The organism is Streptomyces sp. NPDC102451 (assembly GCF_044765485.1).
GTDB lineage: Bacteria > Actinomycetota > Actinomycetes > Streptomycetales > Streptomycetaceae > Streptomyces.
Genome location: NZ_JBIWKD010000001.1, coordinates 131,803 through 149,458, shown reverse-complemented (window position 1 = coordinate 149,458; position 17,656 = coordinate 131,803). Strand labels below are relative to the sequence as shown.

Below are 17,656 nucleotides of genomic sequence, written 5' to 3'. Positions count from 1 at the left end.
AGCCACCGGGCAGCCTCGAGGAAAGGCCGTATGTCGGTCCCGGCTCATCGGGTGGTGGCGAAGAGCATGCGGGCCCGGGACCAACCCTGGCACCCTGGCCCACACCTGCTGTTCGCCCAGGAACTGCCTCTGCCTGGCAGCGGCACGCGAGCGAACTTCCTCGGACCCGGCGAGTGCTGCTCGCCACGCCAGCCATCGTTGCGCGCTCCGTGAGCGCTACTCCTCCTCGGCCGATACCAGGCCGCGCTCCGCCTCCAAGTGGTGCGTCAGCCCCCAAAGCCGGTCCATGGCGCCATGATGCACCGCGGCTGCCGCGACATAGGCCGACACCTCGGGCGTCAACCCGCCTTCCCGGGCGGCCGTGGGACCGTTATTAACCCATCCCACGGACGCAAGACTACAAAGGCCCAGGTCACAACCGCGCAAGGCTGGCCCTGGATACCCGAAGCGCCCCGTTCGCCACACCCCCGTGAGGCGACCGCCACACGCAAAAGGCCCCCGAAAAGCGCGTTTCCCCAGGTCAGAACGATTCTGCCTGGGGATGCTGGGTGGGGCGGGTGGGACTCGAAACCCATAAGAGTGACGCGTACGCGCCCTGCTACGAGGTGCACGGCGAGACTGCCGCCTTGCAGCGCTATCGGATCGTCTCCGTAAAGCGGTCGGCCAAGCTGTCCCCTTGGCCGTAAGAAGTGACGCTCCGTAGCGAGGTGCCTCTTTGCCGGCGTCCAGCGGCCGACCCAACCGAGGGCGACTCGTGGACGAATGCGACGATTCCGACGGACTCCCTCGAAGCTCATCCGAACCAAAGCGGGTTGTGGTGACCGTTTCCTCGATGGAGCTTCGATGCATCCACAGGATGTCGAAGACCCTTTGCTTGGCGAAGCGTTTGATCACGCCGGTATCGTGGCGCGCCAGACGGCTGTCTATGAGTACACGGGGTGTGGATCATGTCGTTCGAAGAGGAGTGGGGCGAGCTGAAGACCGCCGCCGCGATGAGGCTGAACTCGGCCGGCGACAGGGGCGGCGAAAGGCTCGGGCGACTATGTGGTCTCGGACGACGAGTTGGGGGACATCGGCCACGCAGCGTTTGGCCTGTTCAACGGCCTCGAGTCGACCGGTAAGCACGCGAAGGTGGCAAGTGAGACCGCTGGTACGAGCCTCAAGGGCGACGGGTTCGACACTGGCGCGGCGTTCACGGAAGTGATCGGGACCTGGGGGACGCAGGTGAAGACCCTCCTTCAGGCGTGCGCACATATCTCCAACCACCTCGACTACACGAAGGCCTCGAAGAAGGCCGACGACGAGTGGATCGAGACACAGCTGCGCATCGTCGGTCCCGTCGCCCCGGAAGCGGATGGGGCCGTTCCCGCCTCTCAGATCAGCAAGTACTTCCAGTAAGGAGCCGCTGCCATGCCCACCTTCGAACAGCTCCTCACTGCCAGACTCGGCCCGCTCGACACGGCGGTGACCCAGTGGACCGAGATGATCGGCAAGCTGACCTCACCGCTCCAGACCGACGCGTCGGCCATGAAGACCAAGGCCGACAAGTCCAGCTGGAAGGGCGAGAACGCCACCGTCACCAAAGAGTTCGTCACCAAGACCGCCAAGGAATTCGGTGACGCCATCGCCGAGGCCGAGTCCGTACGCGACCTTCTCAAGGACGCCCACACGCTCTTCAAGACAGCCCAGGACGACCTCAAGCACACATACGAGAATCCCCCTCCGGGTATCATCATCTACCCCGACGGTGTCCTCAGCCATCGAATACACCCTGACCGCCGGGCCAAGGACAGCACCGAACCCCTGGCCACCGAGGCACAGTTCGAACATCTGCGCGGCAAGATCAACGGCATCCTGAAACGCGCCAACGAAGCCGACGAGCTCTGCGCCTGGGGCCTGCGCGCCCTGATCAAGCACCACCCCAACGACTTCGGAAGCACCGACCTCAGCGGTGTCGCCGACGCCAGGAGGATGCGTGCCGAGGAGCAGCAGCAGGCGGAGAACGGCCGCGAGGCTGCCAAGCTCTACGCCCGCTGGGAACACCTCGACGACGACGAGCGCGAGCGGCTCCTCACACTCGCCGAGGAAGGCAAGGACTCACCGGCCTTCGCCGAGCAGCTGATGACGAAACTCAGCTACCGGGGCCGCGAGCAGCAGGACGCCGTGCTGCTGCTCGCCAGCAGCCTGGAGTCGGGCGGTGCCGACGGACAGCTCTCCAGCACCGATGCCCGTCTCTACAAGGCACTGTCCGGTTCTCTTGCCACCGCCACCGGACCGGACTCATCGATCGGCTCCCCCGGTGGTGTCACCTCGGCCTGGACCGACAAGCTCATCACCACGGCCCGTGACGGCAACGGCCTCCCCATGCGCCACCCTGGGGCCATCGGGGGCGGCGCCGCGACCCTGAAGAACCTCACGGACCTGATGGCCGCCGACGCAGGCGACGACGCTGTGTATGACCCGAACAAGGACCCCAAGGAGAAGTCCTCGCCCTGGAGGAAGGACGAGGGCGACCCGGTCTACAGCGAGGCCTTCCTGACCGAGGTCGGCGACACCATCCGTGAGTGGGAGACCGACAACGACGACGCCTACGACGGCGTCATGAAGAACTGGCAAGGCACGCAGGAGGACCCGATGAAGGGCCTGCTGAACGCCATGAGCCGCAACCCGTCCGCCTCCACCCACTACTTCGACCCGGACACCACCGACAACCTCAAGTACTTCTTGGAAGACCGGGAGTGGCCCGGCGGCGAAGTCGAGAGCAAGATGCCGGACGAGACGCAGTACACCTCGGCACGCGCCGAGCTCGGCCTCGCGCTCGAGTCCGCGGCCACCGGCCGCGTGCCCGGCTCGCCGATGCACCCGGTGCCCGTACACCACGACGCCGCCGAGACCGCGATCTTCGAGCGGGTGATGGGCGAGTACACGGAGGCGCTTCACAAGGACCAGAGCGCCGTTCCCGTCTCCATGCGGCTGCCCTTGGCCGACATGATCGCCGACTACGGATCCGACGTGCACCAGATCCTCGGCAAGAAAATGGACGGGCCGACCGACTTCAACCAGCTCGAGATCGACCGCGGCGACCTCACCCGGATCATCCGCGCCACAGCAGAGGACCCCAACGCCTACAAGATGATCCACGCCTCGCAGACCGTGGTCATCAGTGAGGGGCTCAACGACTTCCCGGCGGACTCCTTCCGCAAGGAGGACCCGGAGCTGCGGGCCTGGGTCAAGCAGTCCGCCTCGGTACTCGGCCACCTCGACGGCGTACGTGGAGACGTGATCTACGACCTGGGCCAGGCGGAGAAGGACGCCAACGCCTACAAAAGGGTGCTCAATTACCACATCGTCGGCGGGCTGCTGACCCCCATCCCGATCGCCGGCGACGCGATTCAACGTTCGGTGGACGCCGGCCTCAACAACCACCTGAACGATCAGAACGCAAGGGTCGACGCCGAGACCCGCAACAACATGATCAGGCACTACGACTACAGCGAGAAGCAGATGTACGGCATGTTGCGCAGGATGGCAACAGAGCGCGGTCTCTCAAAGGACGAGCTGGACGCGAGTCCCGGCGAGTACGAGGACCACCTTCAGTCGATCACCGAGCAGTGGTACCAGAACGGCATGGGCGACGCCGACAAGTGGATGGGGCAGTAACCGATGGACAAGAAGTGGCTGCCGCTGACCGTCGTGCTCGGCGCCGCCGGGGTAGCCGTCGTGGCGGCTAGCCTCTGGCCCGACAACGAGGAAAAGCCGCCACTGCCACAGACCCTGTGTCACGGTGCGCTCAGCCGGGAGACGGCGGGACTGATCGACGACGGCAAGGGAGGCGAGGTCAGCGCGGAGGAGTGGGAGAGCAAGGGCAAGACCACTGACTTCGCGGTGTTCAAGGCATGTTCCGTACTGCGCGCCAGCCCGGACAACGACTATCCCCGAGGCGTTTACAAACTGCTCATCGAAGACACCCCGAGCGCCCCGTACAACAAGAAGGGCTCCGTCCCTCTCGGTCCCGGGTTCACCGGCTGGGCACTCCCCGACCAGGCCGAGGTCACACTGCCCGCCGGCTGCGCCGCCCGCATGGGCTCGACCTCCCCGTACATCACAGCGTCACTCGAGGTGCCCTCACAGGAAGAGGAGCGCCTGACCAGGCTGAAGGAAAAAAGGCTCGTCGACCCGGACACCGCGACACGCAACAACGCGATCGTGATGCGAGAAGTAGCCGCCAAGCTAGCCAAGCGGTACAACTGCGCCTCTTGACCGCCCCCACCCCCCGGGCAGCCCGCCGCCCCCGCTTCGCCACGGCGGCGGGCTGCCTGGGCGCACTGAGCGCAAGGCCGTCGTCCTTCCGGTCGTCGGCCCCGGTGCTGCCCCGGGGGCGGGCCGGTGACTGTGCTTCCGGCCCGCTGACGGCATGTACCCGGCAGATTCCGACTGCGACGCCCACCCCAGCTCAGACAGCCCAGCGCAGTCTCGGGGGCCACCCCTCGGCACTCCGCCTCAACCGAAACTGCGTGCCCGGCGCCTGCGGTCAGACCCTCGCAGTACACCACCCGGCCCCACCGGCACGCAGGGCGCAACACCATCCGTGCGCGAGATCCTCCGCACCGACCTGGGCGATGTTGGTCCCACGGCCGCCCCGGGCGGCCGTGGGATTATTAACCCATCCCACGGACGCAAGACTACAAAGGCCCAGGTCACAGCCGCGCAAGGCTGGCCCTGGATACCCGAAGCTCCCCGTTCGCCACACCCCCATGAGGCGAACGCCACACGCGAAACGCCCCCGAAAAGCGCGTTTCCCCAGGTCAGAACGATTCTGCCTGGGGATGCTGGGTGGGGCGGGTGGGACTCGAACCCAAACCGGTGACGCGTCTCACCTGCGGTTATCTCAAGGAGTCCGACATACCCACCTGTTTCCATCCGGCTGCATCCTGCTCGATCCGACTCCAGCGGGTTGCGGTGCAGCGTTCGCTGCACCGACCCGAGAGGCACATGAGGCCGCATCCGGGCCGTCCGGTCACGTCCCTCTCAACCGCACTGAGCGGAAGTCTCGCCTCCGGTCGGCAGGCCGACCAGAGAATCTGAGACATCGGCCAGCCGAACGTCCGGCATAACCATCAGTAACGGTTCGTTGAACGCCACCGAAGACTGCCGCAGGCGCGGGTCGAGGAGCACGCCGCCCAACTGGGCCCGCTCGAACGCCGCCAACTCCGCGCAGGCGCAGTCCGCAGCCACCATGTCCGTAAGTGATCATTCCCGAGTTCGCGACGATCACGCTCATGGAGCGGGTCGACCGCGAAAACGACGAGGTAACCACGCCAACTGAGCCGCCCGACGGGCTCTGCCACACCCCAATGTCACCGAAGGCTGAACCGCATGGCCGTCCGGAGGCGGAGCGCGATCAGTCGCACAGGGATCTGCTCTGTACGTTATCGTGTACGTCATGAAGACGATGAGTGTCACCGAGCTACGCGCGGGCATCGCCGACGCCCTCGACGCGGTGGAGAACGACGCCGAGGAGCTGGTCATCACCCGGACTGGCCATGAGCCGATGGTCGTCGTCTCGCTCGCCGAGTACGAGGCACTGAAAGAGACCGACTACCTGCTGCGGTCGCCCGCTATGGCCGAGCGCCTGCGCAGGTCCATCGAGCAGGACCGGGCCGGCCAGAGCGCACTTCGCGAGCTGGTGGATCCCGATGACGAGGCCGGGCGGGGCGCCGCGTGAAGGTGCTGTTCGTCGACGACGGCTGGAACGATTACCTGTGGTGGCAGGGGAACGACCGCAAAATACTGAAGCGCATCAACCAGCTGATCGCCGACATCGACCGGGGCGGCCACGAAGGAATCGGCAAGCCCGAACCGCTGCGGAACGACCTCTCCGGCTACTGGTCGCGGCGCATCAACTCCGAACACCGACTGGTGTACCGCATCGATGAGAACGCCATCATCCACGTGGTGGCGTGCCGCTTCCACTACGAACGGTGAACCCGGCGCATACCCACGGGCCATGCCTCGGCTCTTGACAGCGCCCGTCAGCCTTCGCAGGACGCAGGCACGGGCTCACGATCCACGTGCCCAGGGCGCGACCGTTTGCTCGGGGGCGTATCGGACGCTGAGCCTGGTCGTGATCCCCTGCCCCATGAAGACCTCGCGGGCATCCGCTCCTGGGAGCGAGCATCACCCCTACCCACCGCGGGGGTCCGGGTCGCGGTGGTCGAAGAAGAGCTACGCGCCGGCTTCCGGGGTGGCGATGGCGTCCCTCTGGGCCTCGGTGAGCTCAAAGTCGAGGGCGTCGATGTTCTCCGGCGCCCAACGAGAACCTCCCCGTCGGCAGGAGGCGTTCGACAACCTCATGCACCAAAACCCTCACCGGTCACACCGGTGAGGTGCACTCAGTGGCGGTCTCGCCTGACGGAACCCAGCTCGCCACTAGCAACATGGGAGGTGCGGCCGTGGGACCGTCCTTAACGGTCCCACACACGCCAGGGCCACAAAAGACCAGCTCACAGCCATGCAAGATCTGCCTAGAAAGACCGAAGCCTCACGTTCGCTGCACCTACGTGCGGCGAACGCTGCACGCAAAAAACGCCCCCGAAGACGTGTTTCCCCAGGCCAGAACGATTCTGCCTGGAGATGCTGGGTGGGGCGGGTGGGACTCGAACCCAAAAGCGTGACGCCTCTCACCTGCGGAAACACCACAGAGGCGGACATTCACATCCTGCTGGATCCCGCGGCGTCCGGCTCGATCCCGGGCGCCGCCCGGTAGCCGTGCGGTACGTACCGCACGGCTACGGGGCAGCCATGCGCCAGCAGCGGGAGGGAATCCGCCTGGGGCGCATCTGCCGCTCAGCAGCCCATCATGGCCCGCCCGCAGCGCACGCCGCCGACTCGATTACAGAACCTCTCCCTACCCGTGTCAGTCACCCTCTGTATCGACCAGGCGCCTCGAGTAATCTCGGTTGCGGGCTTCGGACCGTACGGCCATCGCCGACATCGCCTACGTTCCGCAGGCCGGTGTTCGCCTGACGCGATGTCATGTCCCTGCGGAGGCTGAGGGCTGCTCCGGGGCCAACCGTGCTCTGGACAAGAAGCAGGCAGCAGCGAAGGCCATCAACGATGATCTGGAACACGACGTCGAGAGGGACGGCAAGCACGCCGCCGAGAGCGTGAAAGCTGTGGTCAAGGAGCTCGGTGCCAGGGACGGGTACGGCTGGGACACGTCGGGTGCGTTGAAGAAGGCGCACCGGACGTGGGAGCAGCAGGTCAATGCGCTGCTGGGTCGACTGGCGTCGGAGAAGCACGCCCTGAGCAAGACGGGCATCGACTTCCGGAACGACGACATCGGCATCGGCTCTCAACTGGGTCCGCCGTCCCCGATCGACGACTACTGACCAGCCGACCGACCGCCCCGGGGGATGCGTGCCGACCTATCACGAAGTGATGAGCAGCGACCTGTCCAAACTCACCGACGCCGCCGACAAGTGGGGTGAGATGGCAGGCAAGTTCAAGACGATCGAGGAGCAGTACGAACGGGATGTCCATGGCGTCTCACTCGGACAGTCGTGGGTCGGCCAGAGCGCCGATGCAGCGAACTACCGGTTCACCGTGACGCTCAAGGAGCTGCAGGGGGCTCAGCAGGAGGCCAAGGCTATTGCGTCCATCCTGCGGGATTCACACACCCAGCTGGCCGCCCTCCGTGGCAGAGTGAACACCGTGCGCACCGACGCGATCAAGGACGGCATGCGCGTCTCCGACCAAGGCGTGGTTTCGTTCGATACCGAACAGCTCAGTCAGAGTGCACGCAGTGCGTACGTGCATGACCCCGGCTACCAGGAAAGTGTGCGCGCTCAGGTGACCCGGTGGGGCGATCTCCTCGACCAAGCGGTCCAGGCGGTCACTGACGCCGACGACGGCATCAGACTCGCCCTCGCAGCCGCCGTGGTCGACTCCGACATCATGGACGGGACCATGAACGGCTTCAACAGAAGCCCTGTGAAGAGTCCTTATCCCTCCCTTGAGGAGGCCGGCAAGGCCGCCAACATGCCGAAGGGGCGGGCCGCCGTGGCGGAGTGGTGGCGTGATCTCGATCCGGTGACCCGCGGCATCCTGCTGCGAGAGAGCGGCGACGACCTTCGAGAAGCAGGGATCATGGCCCCGCTGTACGAGTGGAGGCCGGCCGACGCCGGCTCGGGAGCATTCGACACGGAGGATCCCACCGCTCACGATCTCTGGGTCCTGACGCAGGCTCAGGCGATCGCCGCAGGTGGCGATGTCACAGGAGAGGTCGCGGCATCCCGCAACATGCAGCACTATCTCAGCGGCACCGGCGAGCCGCTCGACCTCGACGTCGGCCGCATCCTGCACGACGATTCCGGGTTCCGGACCGACGTCGGCACGCTTCACATCACCGAGAACCAGGAAGCATGGCGTCAGAAGGCCCTCGATGAGTTCGAGAAGGCCGGAGGCGACAGGACGGTCGTCGTTCCCGTGGAAAGCCAGGCAATCGGGCGGACCTTCGCGGAGGACGAATGGTTCCACGCGGTCGGGTCGCACCAGCAGAACGTGTCGGGCATGGTCACCGTCAGTCCGGGCGACGGCGGCAAGCCACAGGTCTCGCTCGACTACCAGGTCAACGTGTGGGACCGGTACAACTGGGACTCCGGAAAATCGACGACGTTCCCCGGTGGTGTCACCATTCCCGACGACGACATGGGGCGACTGCACAAAGTGGGCTTCGCCCAGGAATTCGATATGCGCGGTAGCAGCAGCACCTACACCCAGGATCTGAACAGTGGCTCAGCCCCCGGGGTGACACCGGCGGACCCTGGGCGCGAAGGGTCCCGCGGGGACGTCTCGCGCGGCGACGAGGAGAACCGGTGAACAACGGATCTGCCCTGCGGCCACGGCTGCTCGCGGCCCTCGGGGCCGCCCTGCTGCTCACCTCCTGTTCGAGTGCCGGCGGGGATGATCACCGGACGACGGACGAGCGCGCCTCGCACTGGGGAAAGGACATGGGCGCCCCGGAGGCATCGGCGTTCATGAAGGTGGCGGTGCCCGAGAGCGCGACAGAGGTAAAGGGCGCCGTGCAGATCAATCCGCAGGAGGACATCTACCTGCTCTCTTTCGTAACCGACGAGAGGACCGCGGTGCGGGTAGCGGAGGACCTGCGTCCCGAGAAGCCCCTGCGCACCAGAAACCAGGACCTCCCGGCCCCCACCGAACTCTTCGGACACCTCGGCCTCGCCGAGCCCCAGAGCGAGAAAGGTGTCCGTTGGGCCGGGGTTTGCCCGCCCTGCGTGGGGGACAGCCGCCGGAGCGAGGTCCAGTGGATCGAGATCCACGTCCTCGAACTGGACCGCAGCACAACCCGGGTGTACATGCAGGCGTTCTGACCGACCGGGAGACGCCTGCGCCGCCCCGGAGCCCGGGACCTGGCGGCCGGCTCCACGTGGGCCTTCCTGGTCTTCGCCAGCGAGGACGAGTAGCCCGTGCTGCTGGGCACTGCCACTCCCCAGCAGTACGCGGGCGGTCACGCCAGCGGCTTCGAGCGCCTCGACCTGGCGCGTGGGCAGGTCACCGCCCACGAGAACTGGCATCGGCATGAGGACAGCGTCTGCTGCCCGTCGGGCAAGGCCGTCACCGTCTGGCGGGTGGGCGACGAGACACCCTTGAGGCGGGGACACCACGCGTCACTGCCTGAAACCCGCACCCGGAGGGCACCGCGCCGGCGCATCCACCTCGACGAAGGTGCGGCGCGCTCCCCGGCGCCGGACCACGCGCCCGGGACACTGGGCCCGTCGGCACCCCGCCGCCTTGCCGGACAACGCGACCGCCGGTCCGGTCCGTCCCAACTCATCCCAGTGCCTGACGCCCTCAGCCACACGCTGACCACAAGCGTCCAGCGCTGTTCGGACTTCAATGCCTGCCGGAGAACGTGCCGCGGGAGACGCGGTCTCAAATCGACCAGCAGCCGTGGGATCGCTCTTAACGGTCCCACACACGCCAGGGCCACAAAAGACCAGCTCACAGCCATGCGAGATCTGCCCTGAAGGACCGAAGCCTCACGTTCGCTGCACCTACGTGCGGCGAACGCTGCACGCAAAAAACGCCCAGGAAAACGCATTTCCCCAGGTCAGAACGATTCTGCCTGGGGAAGCTGGGTGGGGCGGGTGGGACTCGAACCCACGGCCGACGGATTATGAGTCCGCTGCTCTAACCGGCTGAGCTACCGCCCCGTCTCGGCGTGGCGCGTACAAGTGTGCGCGCCGTCTGCCGCAGCATAGCCGGTCATACGATCTCCTGCTGGCGATGGTCGGCTTCGCATGACCATGAAGACTGTGCTGCGTGCTGCCCGGTTCCGGGTGGTGCGGAATCGCCCCGAAAGAGTCACGGACCCGCCGCGCGGGCACACGAAAAAGGGCCCCCTCGGGGGCCCTCTTCCGTTCCGCTCCCCCGACTGGACTCGAACCAGTAACCCTCCGGTTAACAGCCGAATGCTCTGCCAATTGAGCTACAGGGGATCGCGCTCCCCCGACTGGACTCGAACCAGTAACCTGCCGGTTAACAGCCGGCTGCTCTGCCAATTGAGCTACAGGGGATTGCTGCGTTGCCTCGAATCGTACCTGCCTGGCGGCTGCCGAGCGGCGCGCGTTCGCTGCGACACATACATTAGCGCAAGCAGGGGGGTGCTCCGCCAATCGGTATCCCCCGGGGTGATCTCGGTGTGTGCGGGTAGGCGGGCAGAACACGTCGCACGCAGCGAAGACGGAGCGAAGGAAGGGTGGCAGCCATGCGGTACCGGCTCACGTTCATCGCCGGAGTGGCGCTCGGTTACGTGCTCGGCACGCGAGCCGGGCGCGAGCGTTACGAGCAGCTGAAGAAGGCCGCGCAGCAGCTGGCCGAGAATCCCGCCGTACGGAACGCGGCGGAGTCCGCCGCGCACGGCGGCCGGGACTTCGCCGGCAAGGCGTACCACTCGGTGAGCGAGAAGGTCGGGGACAAGGTCCCCGTCTCCGTCTCGGACCGGGTGCGCTCGCTGCGGGAGCGCAACGGTCACACCGGCAGCGACGACTGGGGTACGACGAACACCTGAGGCCTGTTCCGTGCCGGGCACCGCCCGGCACGGAACGGTCCGCGCACCGGGCGGTCCGCGTGTACGGAACGGTCCGCCGGTGCGGCAGAATCGTGTCCATGGGCATAGTGGCCGGCTTGGACAGTTCATCCGCCTTCACTCACATCGTCGTCTGCGACACGGACACCGGTGCGGTGCTGCGGCAGGGGTACGCCGCGCATCCCATCGAGGCCAAGGCCTCCGAGGTGGATCCGCAGGCGTGGCTGCTCTCACTCGGTGAGGCGGCCTCCGGAGGGCTGCTCGAAGGCGTGCAGGCCATCGGTGTGTCCGCGCAGCAGCACGGGCTGGTGCCGCTGGACCACCAGGGCAATCTCGTACGGCCGGCGCTGCTCGGCAACGACCGGCGGGCGCAGGCCGCGGCGGCCGATCTGATCGACGGGCTCGGCGGGCGGCAGCCCTGGGCCGAGGCCGTGGGCGCCGTGCCGCAGGCCGCGCAGCCCGTGGCGAAGCTTCGCTGGCTGGTGCGGTCCGAACCGGAGAACGCGCAGCGGGTCGCCGCCGTGCTGCAGCCGCACGACTGGCTGGTGTGGCAGCTCCTCGGCCGGCCGGCCCGCCGGACCACGGACCGCGGGGCCGCGTCCGGCACCGGTTACTGGTCGGCGGGGACCGGCTCCTACCGGCCCGATCTCGTGGAGCTCGCGCTCGGCCACCAGGCCGCGCTGCCCGAGGTCCTCGGCCCGGCCGACGCCGCCGGGACGACACCGGAGGGGCTGCTGATCTCGGCGGGCACCGGAGAGACGATGGCCGCGGCCTTCGGGCTGGGCGTCGCCGTCGGGGACGCCGTCGTGTCGCTGGGGGCCTCGGGTTCGGTGATGGCCGTGCACCACGAGGCGCTGGCCGACCCCACGGGCATGATCACCTCCTTCGCCGACGCGACCGGGATGCATCTGCCGGTGGTCCACACGTCGAACGCGGTACGCGCGCTGCGCGGTACGGCGGAGATGCTGGGCCTGGACGGCCTGGACGAACTGTCCGCGCTGGCCCTGAAGTCGACGCCGGGTGCTTCCGGGCTCGTCCTGCTCCCCTACCTGGAGGGTGAGCGCACCCCGCACCTGCCGCACACCGCGGGGACGCTGAGCGGGCTGCGGCGCGAGTCGATGAAGCCCGAGCACCTGGCGCGGGCCGCCTTCGAGGGGATGCTGTGCTCGCTGGCCGACGCCCTGGACGTGCTGCGGGACCGGGGCGTGGAGGTGCGGCGGGTGTTCCTGCTCGGCGCCGCCGCCGAACTGCCCGCCGTGCAGGCGCTGGCGCCCGCGGTGTTCGGCACCCAGGTCGTCGTACCGCAGCCCGCCGAGTACGCGGCGCTGGGCGCGGCCCGGCAGGCGGCGTGGGCGCTCGGGGTCTCGCAGGGGACGCTCGACCCGCGTACGCCCCCGGCCTGGCAGGGCGCCGCGGCGCAGGTGCTGGAGCCGGGTGATGAGCTCGCGGTGGGCAGTGCGGTGCGCCAGCAGTACGGGGCGACCCGGGACCAGATCCACCCCGGGGCGTTCGGCGGAACCGCCTGAGGAGCGCGCCCGGGAATTTGACCGGGACTTGGATAAAAGCGTTGGCAGTCGGGGGACGCGGTGCCGGAGTATGGACCGGCCTCTGCCCTACGCCGACTCCGAGAGACACGCGTGCTCATAAAACTCCTGCGGACCTGTCTGGGTCCGTACAGACGTCCCATCATGCTGCTGGTACTGCTCCAGCTCCTGCAGACCTGCGCCAGTCTCTATCTGCCCAGCCTCAACGCGGACATCATTGACAACGGTGTCGTGACGGGTGACACGGGTTACATCCTGCAATTCGGCGCCGTGATGATCGCCGTCAGCATCATCCAGATCGTCTGCAACATCGGTGCGGTCTACTACGGCGCCCGGACGGCCTCCGCCCTGGGACGCGACGTACGCGCACTGATATTCGACCGGGTGCAGTCGTTCTCCGCCCGTGAGGTGGGACGGTTCGGGGCGCCTTCTCTGATCACCCGTACGACCAATGACGTGCAGCAGGTCCAGATGCTCGTCCTGATGGCCTTCACCCTGATGGTCTCGGCGCCCATCATGTGTGTCGGCGGCGTCATCATGGCGCTCGGCCAGGACGTCCCGCTGTCGGCGGTGCTGCTGGCCGTGCTGCCCGTGCTCGGCATCTCCGTGGCCCTCATCGTGAGGCGGATGCGGCCGCTGTTCCGCACGATGCAGGTGCGGCTGGACACGGTGAACCGTGTGCTGCGCGAGCAGATCACCGGCAACCGCGTCATCCGCGCCTTCATCCGTGACGACTACGAGGAAAAACGCTTCCGCGGCGCCAACACGGAGCTGACGGACGTCGCGGTGTCGACGGGCCGGCTGATGGCGCTCATGTTCCCGACGGTGATGACGGTCGTGAACCTGTCGTCCATCGCGGTGGTCTGGTTCGGGGCGCACCGCATCGACAGCGGCGGGATGCAGATCGGTGCGCTGACCGCGTTCCTCGCCTATCTGATGCAGATCGTCATGTCGGTGATGATGGCCACCTTCATGTTCATCATGGTGCCGCGCGCGGAGGTCTGCGCCGAGCGCATCCAGGAGGTCCTGGAGACCGAGTCGAGCGTGGTGCCGCCGACCGCACCTGTTACCAAGCTGCTGAAACACGGGCATCTGGAGATACGGGGCGCGGAGTTCCGCTTCCCGGGCGCCGAGGAGCCGGTGCTCCGCTCGGTCGATCTCGTGGCGCGGCCCGGGGAGACCACGGCGATCATCGGGTCGACGGGCAGCGGCAAGTCGACGCTGCTCGGGCTCGTACCGCGGCTGTTCGACGCGACGGACGGCGATGTGCTCGTCGACGGTACGGACGTGCGGACGCTGGATCCGGTCCTGCTGGCGAAGACCGTGAGCCTGGTCCCGCAGAAGCCGTACCTCTTCTCGGGGACGGTCGCGACGAATCTGCGCTACGGCAATCCGGACGCGACCGACGAGGAGCTGTGGCACGCGCTGGAGGTGGCGCAGGCGAAGGACTTCGTGGAGCTGCTGGAGCACGGCCTGGACGCGCCGATCGCGCAGGGCGGCACCAATGTCTCCGGCGGCCAGCGGCAGCGGCTCGCGATCGCGCGGACCCTGGTGCAGCGGCCGGAGATCTACCTCTTCGACGACTCGTTCTCGGCCCTGGACTACGCGACGGACGCCGCGCTGCGCGGTGCGCTGTCCCGCGAGACGGCGGGGGCGACCGTGGTGATCGTGGCGCAGCGGGTGTCCACGATCCGTGACGCCGACCGGATCCTGGTGCTGGACGAGGGCCGGGTCGTCGGGACGGGCAGCCATCACGAGCTGATGGACGGCAACGAAACCTACCGGGAGATCGTGCTCTCCCAGCTGACGGAAGCGGAGGCCGCCTGATGGCAGGACCGGGCGGACGGATGATGGCGGGGCCCACCGAGCGGTCCATGGACTTCAAGGGGTCGGGGAAACGGCTGCTGCGACGGTTCAGCAAGGAGAAGTCCTCGCTGTATCTGATGCTGGGCGCGGGCACGCTGAGCGTGGCGCTCTCCGTGGTGGGGCCCAAGATCCTCGGCGGGGCCACGGACCTGATCTTCGCGGGTGTCGTCGGACGGCAGATGCCGGACGGCACGACGAAGGAGCAGGCCATCGACGGCCTGCGCGAGCAGGGGAACGGCGGGCTCGCCGACATGCTGACCGGGGTGGACTTCATCCCCGGCAACGGCATCGACTTCGACGCGGTGGGCCGGGTCCTGCTGGCGGCACTGGTGGTGTACGTCGGTGCCGGGCTGCTGATGCTGGTGTCGACCCGGCTGTCGATCCGGGTGATCAACCGGGTCGTCTTCCAGCTGCGCGAGGACCTGCAGACCAAGCTGGCGCGGCTCCCGCTCTCCTATTTCGACCGGCAGCAGCGCGGTGAGGTGCTGAGCCGGGCGACGAACGACATCGACAACATCTCGCAGACGATGCAGCAGACGATGGGCCAGCTCATCAACTCCCTGCTGACCATCGTCGGCGTACTGATCATGATGTTCTGGATCTCTCCGCTGCTCGCCCTGGTGGCGCTGGTGACGATCCCGCTGTCCGTGTTCGTCGCGACGCGGGTCGGCAAGCGGTCGCAGCCGCACTTCGTGGCGCAGTGGAAGGTGACGGGCAGGCTCAACGCCCACATCGAGGAGATGTACACCGGCCACAGCCTGGTGAAGGTCTTCGGGCGGCAGGAGGAGTCCGCGAAGGACTTCGCCGAGCAGAACGAGGCGCTGTACGAGGCGGGCTTCAAGGCCCAGTTCAACAGCGGGATCATGCAGCCGCTGATGATGTTCGTGTCGAACCTGAACTATGTGCTGGTCGCGGTCGTCGGCGGGCTGCGGGTGGCGTCGGGTTCCCTGTCGATCGGTGATGTGCAGGCGTTCATCCAGTACTCGCGGCAGTTCTCGATGCCGCTGACCCAGGTCGCCTCCATGGCGAACCTGGTGCAGTCGGGCATCGCGTCCGCGGAGCGGGTCTTCGGCCTGCTGGACGCGGAGGAGCAGGCGCCCGACCCGGATCCCGCGGAGCGGCCGAAGGAGCTGCGCGGCAGCGTCGCGCTGGAGAACGTGTCCTTCCGGTACGACCCGGAGAAGCCGCTCATCGAGGACCTCTCACTGAGCGTGGAGCCCGGCCACACGGTCGCGATCGTCGGTCCGACCGGCGCCGGCAAGACGACGCTGGTCAATCTGCTGATGCGGTTCTACGAGGTGACGGGCGGCCGGATCACCCTCGACGGGGTCGACGCGGCGCGGATGGCGCGCGACGAACTCCGTTCGTCCATAGGCATGGTGCTCCAGGACACCTGGCTGTTCGGCGGGACGATCGCGGAGAACATCGCCTACGGCGCCTCGCGCGAGGTGACCCGGGAGGAGATCGAGGAGGCGGCGCGCGCCGCCCACGCCGACCGCTTCGTCCGTACGCTGCCCGAGGGCTACGACACGGTGCTCGACGACGAGGGGGCCGGGGTCAGCGCGGGCGAGAAGCAGCTGATCACCATCGCGCGGGCGTTCCTGTCCGACCCGGTGATCCTGGTGCTCGACGAGGCCACCAGCTCGGTGGACACCCGGACCGAGGTGCTGATCCAGAAGGCGATGGCGCGGCTGGCCCACGGCCGTACGAGCTTCGTGATCGCGCACCGGCTCTCCACCATCCGGGACGCGGACGTGATCCTGGTGATGGAGAACGGCTCGATCGTCGAGCAGGGCACGCACGACGAGCTGCTGGCCGCCGAGGGGGCGTACGCCCGGCTGTACGCGGCGCAGTTCGCAGAGGCGCTGGCCGAGGTCGACTGATCCGGGCGGCCCCGCTCAGTCCAGGTAGCCCCTGAGCTGGTCGGCGAAGGCGTGGTCCCGCAGCTTGTCGAGGGTCTTGGACTCGATCTGGCGGATGCGTTCGCGCGTCACGCCGAAGATCCTCCCGATCTCCTCGAGCGTGCGGGGCCGCCCGTCGTCCAGTCCGTAGCGCAGCTGGACGACCTTCCTCTCCCGCTCCCCGAGGGTGGAGAGCACCGCCTCCAGGTGTTCGCGCAGCAGGAGGAAGGCCGCGGACTCCACGGGGGAGGCGGCGTCACCGTCCTCGATGAGGTCACCGAAGGCGACGTCGTCCTCCTCGCCGACGGGGGCGTGCAGGGAGACGGGTTCCTGGGCGAGCCGCAGGACCTCCCCGACGCGTTCGGGCGTCAGGTCCAGCTGGCCCGCGACCTCTTCGGGGGTGGGCTCGTAGCCGCGCTCCTGGAGCATGCGGCGCTGGACCCGTACGACCCGGTTGATCAGCTCGACGACGTGCACCGGGACCCTTATGGTCCTGGCCTGGTCGGCCAGTGCGCGGGACATCGCCTGGCGGATCCACCAGGTCGCGTACGTGGAGAATTTGTAGCCCCGTGCGTAGTCGAACTTCTCGACCGCCCTGATCAGTCCGAGGTTCCCCTCCTGGACCAGGTCGAGCATGGTCAGGCCCCGGCCCACGTAACGCTTGGCCACGGAGACCACGAGGCGGAGGTTGGCCTCGATGAGCCGGCGCTTCGCCATCCGTCCCATGACCACGAGGCGGTCCAGGTCGACGGCGAGCCGGGTGTCGGGGTCGGGGGTGCGGGCGAGCCGTTCCTCGGCGAAGAGCCCCGCCTCGACGCGGCGGGCGAGGTCCACCTCCTCGGCGGCGCTGAGCAGCGGTATCCGTCCGATCTCCCGTAAGTACTGGCGGAAGAGGTCGGAGGTCGGGCCGCCCGCTTCCGGGCGGCTCCGGGGCTCGGGGGGCTCGGGGGGCTCCACCGGTTCCTCCAGCACCGGTTCGGGCGTGCCCGCCGTCTCCGGGTGACGTGTGACCCGGTTCTGCGCGGGAATCGCCGGGACATGCTCGGTCGTGGTCGGCACGGTCCGGGTCTGCACGGGGGCGACCTCCAGGTGATCGCTGCCGGACGCGGGGATGGAGGTCCGCCCTGGACGGAAGGACCGGCCGCGCTCCGATGACTCAGGCACCGCCACCCAGTGTGGGGTACGACACATCGCCGCCACGAGGGGCGTGCGGTGACTTTTTGCGTCCGGAGCGT

General features: G+C 67.7%; 14 protein-coding genes, 3 tRNA genes and 1 pseudogene. 13 read left to right on the top strand and 5 right to left on the bottom strand.

The annotated features are described in order from the left end of the window. Nucleotides 1–1,131: 1,131 nt before the first annotated feature. Genes ACIRD8_RS00655 through ACIRD8_RS00645 form a run of 3 tightly spaced genes read left to right on the top strand, consistent with a single transcriptional unit; the run spans nt 1,132 to nt 4,260 of the window. Nucleotides 1,132–1,398, top strand: coding sequence for a hypothetical protein (locus tag ACIRD8_RS00655; RefSeq protein WP_403984524.1), 267 nt, complete (start codon nt 1,132–1,134; stop codon nt 1,396–1,398). A 12-nt stretch (nt 1,399–1,410) separates the two neighbouring features. Further along, the gene (locus ACIRD8_RS00650) at nt 1,411–3,660 is read left to right on the top strand and encodes a DUF6571 family protein (RefSeq protein ID WP_403984522.1); all 2,250 of its coding nucleotides are present in this window, start codon (nt 1,411–1,413) and stop codon (nt 3,658–3,660) included. Between the two features lie 3 nt (nt 3,661–3,663). Then, a complete protein-coding gene (locus tag ACIRD8_RS00645) occupies nt 3,664–4,260 on the top strand; it encodes a hypothetical protein (RefSeq protein WP_403984520.1) in 597 nt (198 codons plus the stop codon). Between the two features lie 768 nt (nt 4,261–5,028). On the opposite strand, the gene ACIRD8_RS00640 is transcribed toward ACIRD8_RS00645, so the two are convergent. Then, entirely contained in the window at nt 5,029–5,238 is a 210-nt protein-coding gene (locus ACIRD8_RS00640) for a hypothetical protein (RefSeq protein ID WP_403984518.1), read from the bottom strand. 205 nt (nt 5,239–5,443) lie between these two features. Between ACIRD8_RS00640 and ACIRD8_RS00635 the strand changes: the two genes are divergently transcribed. The 6 genes and pseudogenes from ACIRD8_RS00635 to ACIRD8_RS00610 all read left to right on the top strand — a co-directional run bounded on the left by ACIRD8_RS00635 (nt 5,444) and on the right by ACIRD8_RS00610 (nt 9,392). Continuing rightward, nucleotides 5,444–5,725 carry a type II toxin-antitoxin system prevent-host-death family antitoxin gene (locus ACIRD8_RS00635; protein WP_358967472.1) on the top strand — a complete coding sequence of 94 codons (282 nt, stop codon included), beginning with the start codon at nt 5,444–5,446 and terminating at the stop codon, nt 5,723–5,725. Continuing rightward, nucleotides 5,722–5,985, top strand: coding sequence for a Txe/YoeB family addiction module toxin (locus ACIRD8_RS00630; protein WP_185301023.1), 264 nt, complete (start codon nt 5,722–5,724; stop codon nt 5,983–5,985). Before ACIRD8_RS00635 ends, ACIRD8_RS00630 begins: the two co-directional genes overlap by 4 nt. A gap of 377 nt (nt 5,986–6,362) precedes the next feature. Continuing rightward, nucleotides 6,363–6,674 (top strand): annotated as a pseudogene (locus tag ACIRD8_RS00625) (hypothetical protein); the annotation flags it as partial. A gap of 285 nt (nt 6,675–6,959) precedes the next feature. After that, the gene (locus tag ACIRD8_RS00620) at nt 6,960–7,391 is read left to right on the top strand and encodes a hypothetical protein (RefSeq protein WP_403984516.1); all 432 of its coding nucleotides are present in this window, start codon (nt 6,960–6,962) and stop codon (nt 7,389–7,391) included. Between the two features lie 49 nt (nt 7,392–7,440). Further along, a complete protein-coding gene (locus ACIRD8_RS00615) occupies nt 7,441–8,880 on the top strand; it encodes a hypothetical protein (protein WP_403984514.1) in 1,440 nt (479 codons plus the stop codon). Then, nucleotides 8,877–9,392, top strand: coding sequence for a hypothetical protein (locus ACIRD8_RS00610; protein WP_403984512.1), 516 nt, complete (start codon nt 8,877–8,879; stop codon nt 9,390–9,392). Before ACIRD8_RS00615 ends, ACIRD8_RS00610 begins: the two co-directional genes overlap by 4 nt. 769 nt (nt 9,393–10,161) lie before the next feature. Here the strand turns inward: ACIRD8_RS00610 and ACIRD8_RS00605 are convergent. The 3 genes from ACIRD8_RS00605 to ACIRD8_RS00595 form a co-directional block, all read right to left on the bottom strand. Next, nucleotides 10,162–10,235: transfer RNA gene (locus tag ACIRD8_RS00605), tRNA-Ile, on the bottom strand. Between the two features lie 212 nt (nt 10,236–10,447). Then, nucleotides 10,448–10,520, bottom strand: a tRNA-Asn gene (locus ACIRD8_RS00600). Between the two features lie 5 nt (nt 10,521–10,525). After that, nucleotides 10,526–10,598 (bottom strand) — tRNA-Asn (locus tag ACIRD8_RS00595). A 191-nt stretch (nt 10,599–10,789) separates the two neighbouring features. On the opposite strand from ACIRD8_RS00595, the gene ACIRD8_RS00590 reads away from it, so the two are divergent. The 4 genes from ACIRD8_RS00590 (at nt 10,790) to ACIRD8_RS00575 (ending at nt 16,403) form a co-directional block, all read left to right on the top strand. Further along, a complete protein-coding gene (locus ACIRD8_RS00590; RefSeq protein ID WP_362887825.1) occupies nt 10,790–11,092 on the top strand; it encodes a YtxH domain-containing protein in 303 nt (100 codons plus the stop codon). A 98-nt stretch (nt 11,093–11,190) separates the two neighbouring features. Continuing rightward, nucleotides 11,191–12,636: an FGGY family carbohydrate kinase gene (locus ACIRD8_RS00585; protein ID WP_403984510.1), complete on the top strand. Its 1,446-nt coding sequence runs from the start codon at nt 11,191–11,193 to the stop codon at nt 12,634–12,636. Nucleotides 12,637–12,747: 111 nt separating this feature from the next. Further along, nucleotides 12,748–14,481, top strand: coding sequence for an ABC transporter ATP-binding protein (locus ACIRD8_RS00580; protein WP_403984508.1), 1,734 nt, complete (start codon nt 12,748–12,750; stop codon nt 14,479–14,481). Further along, entirely contained in the window at nt 14,481–16,403 is a 1,923-nt protein-coding gene (locus ACIRD8_RS00575) for an ABC transporter ATP-binding protein (protein WP_403984506.1), read from the top strand. The genes ACIRD8_RS00580 and ACIRD8_RS00575 overlap by 1 nt, the downstream gene beginning before the upstream one ends. A gap of 15 nt (nt 16,404–16,418) precedes the next feature. On the opposite strand, the gene ACIRD8_RS00570 is transcribed toward ACIRD8_RS00575, so the two are convergent. Further along, nucleotides 16,419–17,495: an RNA polymerase sigma factor gene (locus ACIRD8_RS00570; RefSeq protein ID WP_403985601.1), complete on the bottom strand. Its 1,077-nt coding sequence runs from the start codon at nt 17,493–17,495 to the stop codon at nt 16,419–16,421. Between the last annotated feature and the right edge of the window lie 161 nt (nt 17,496–17,656).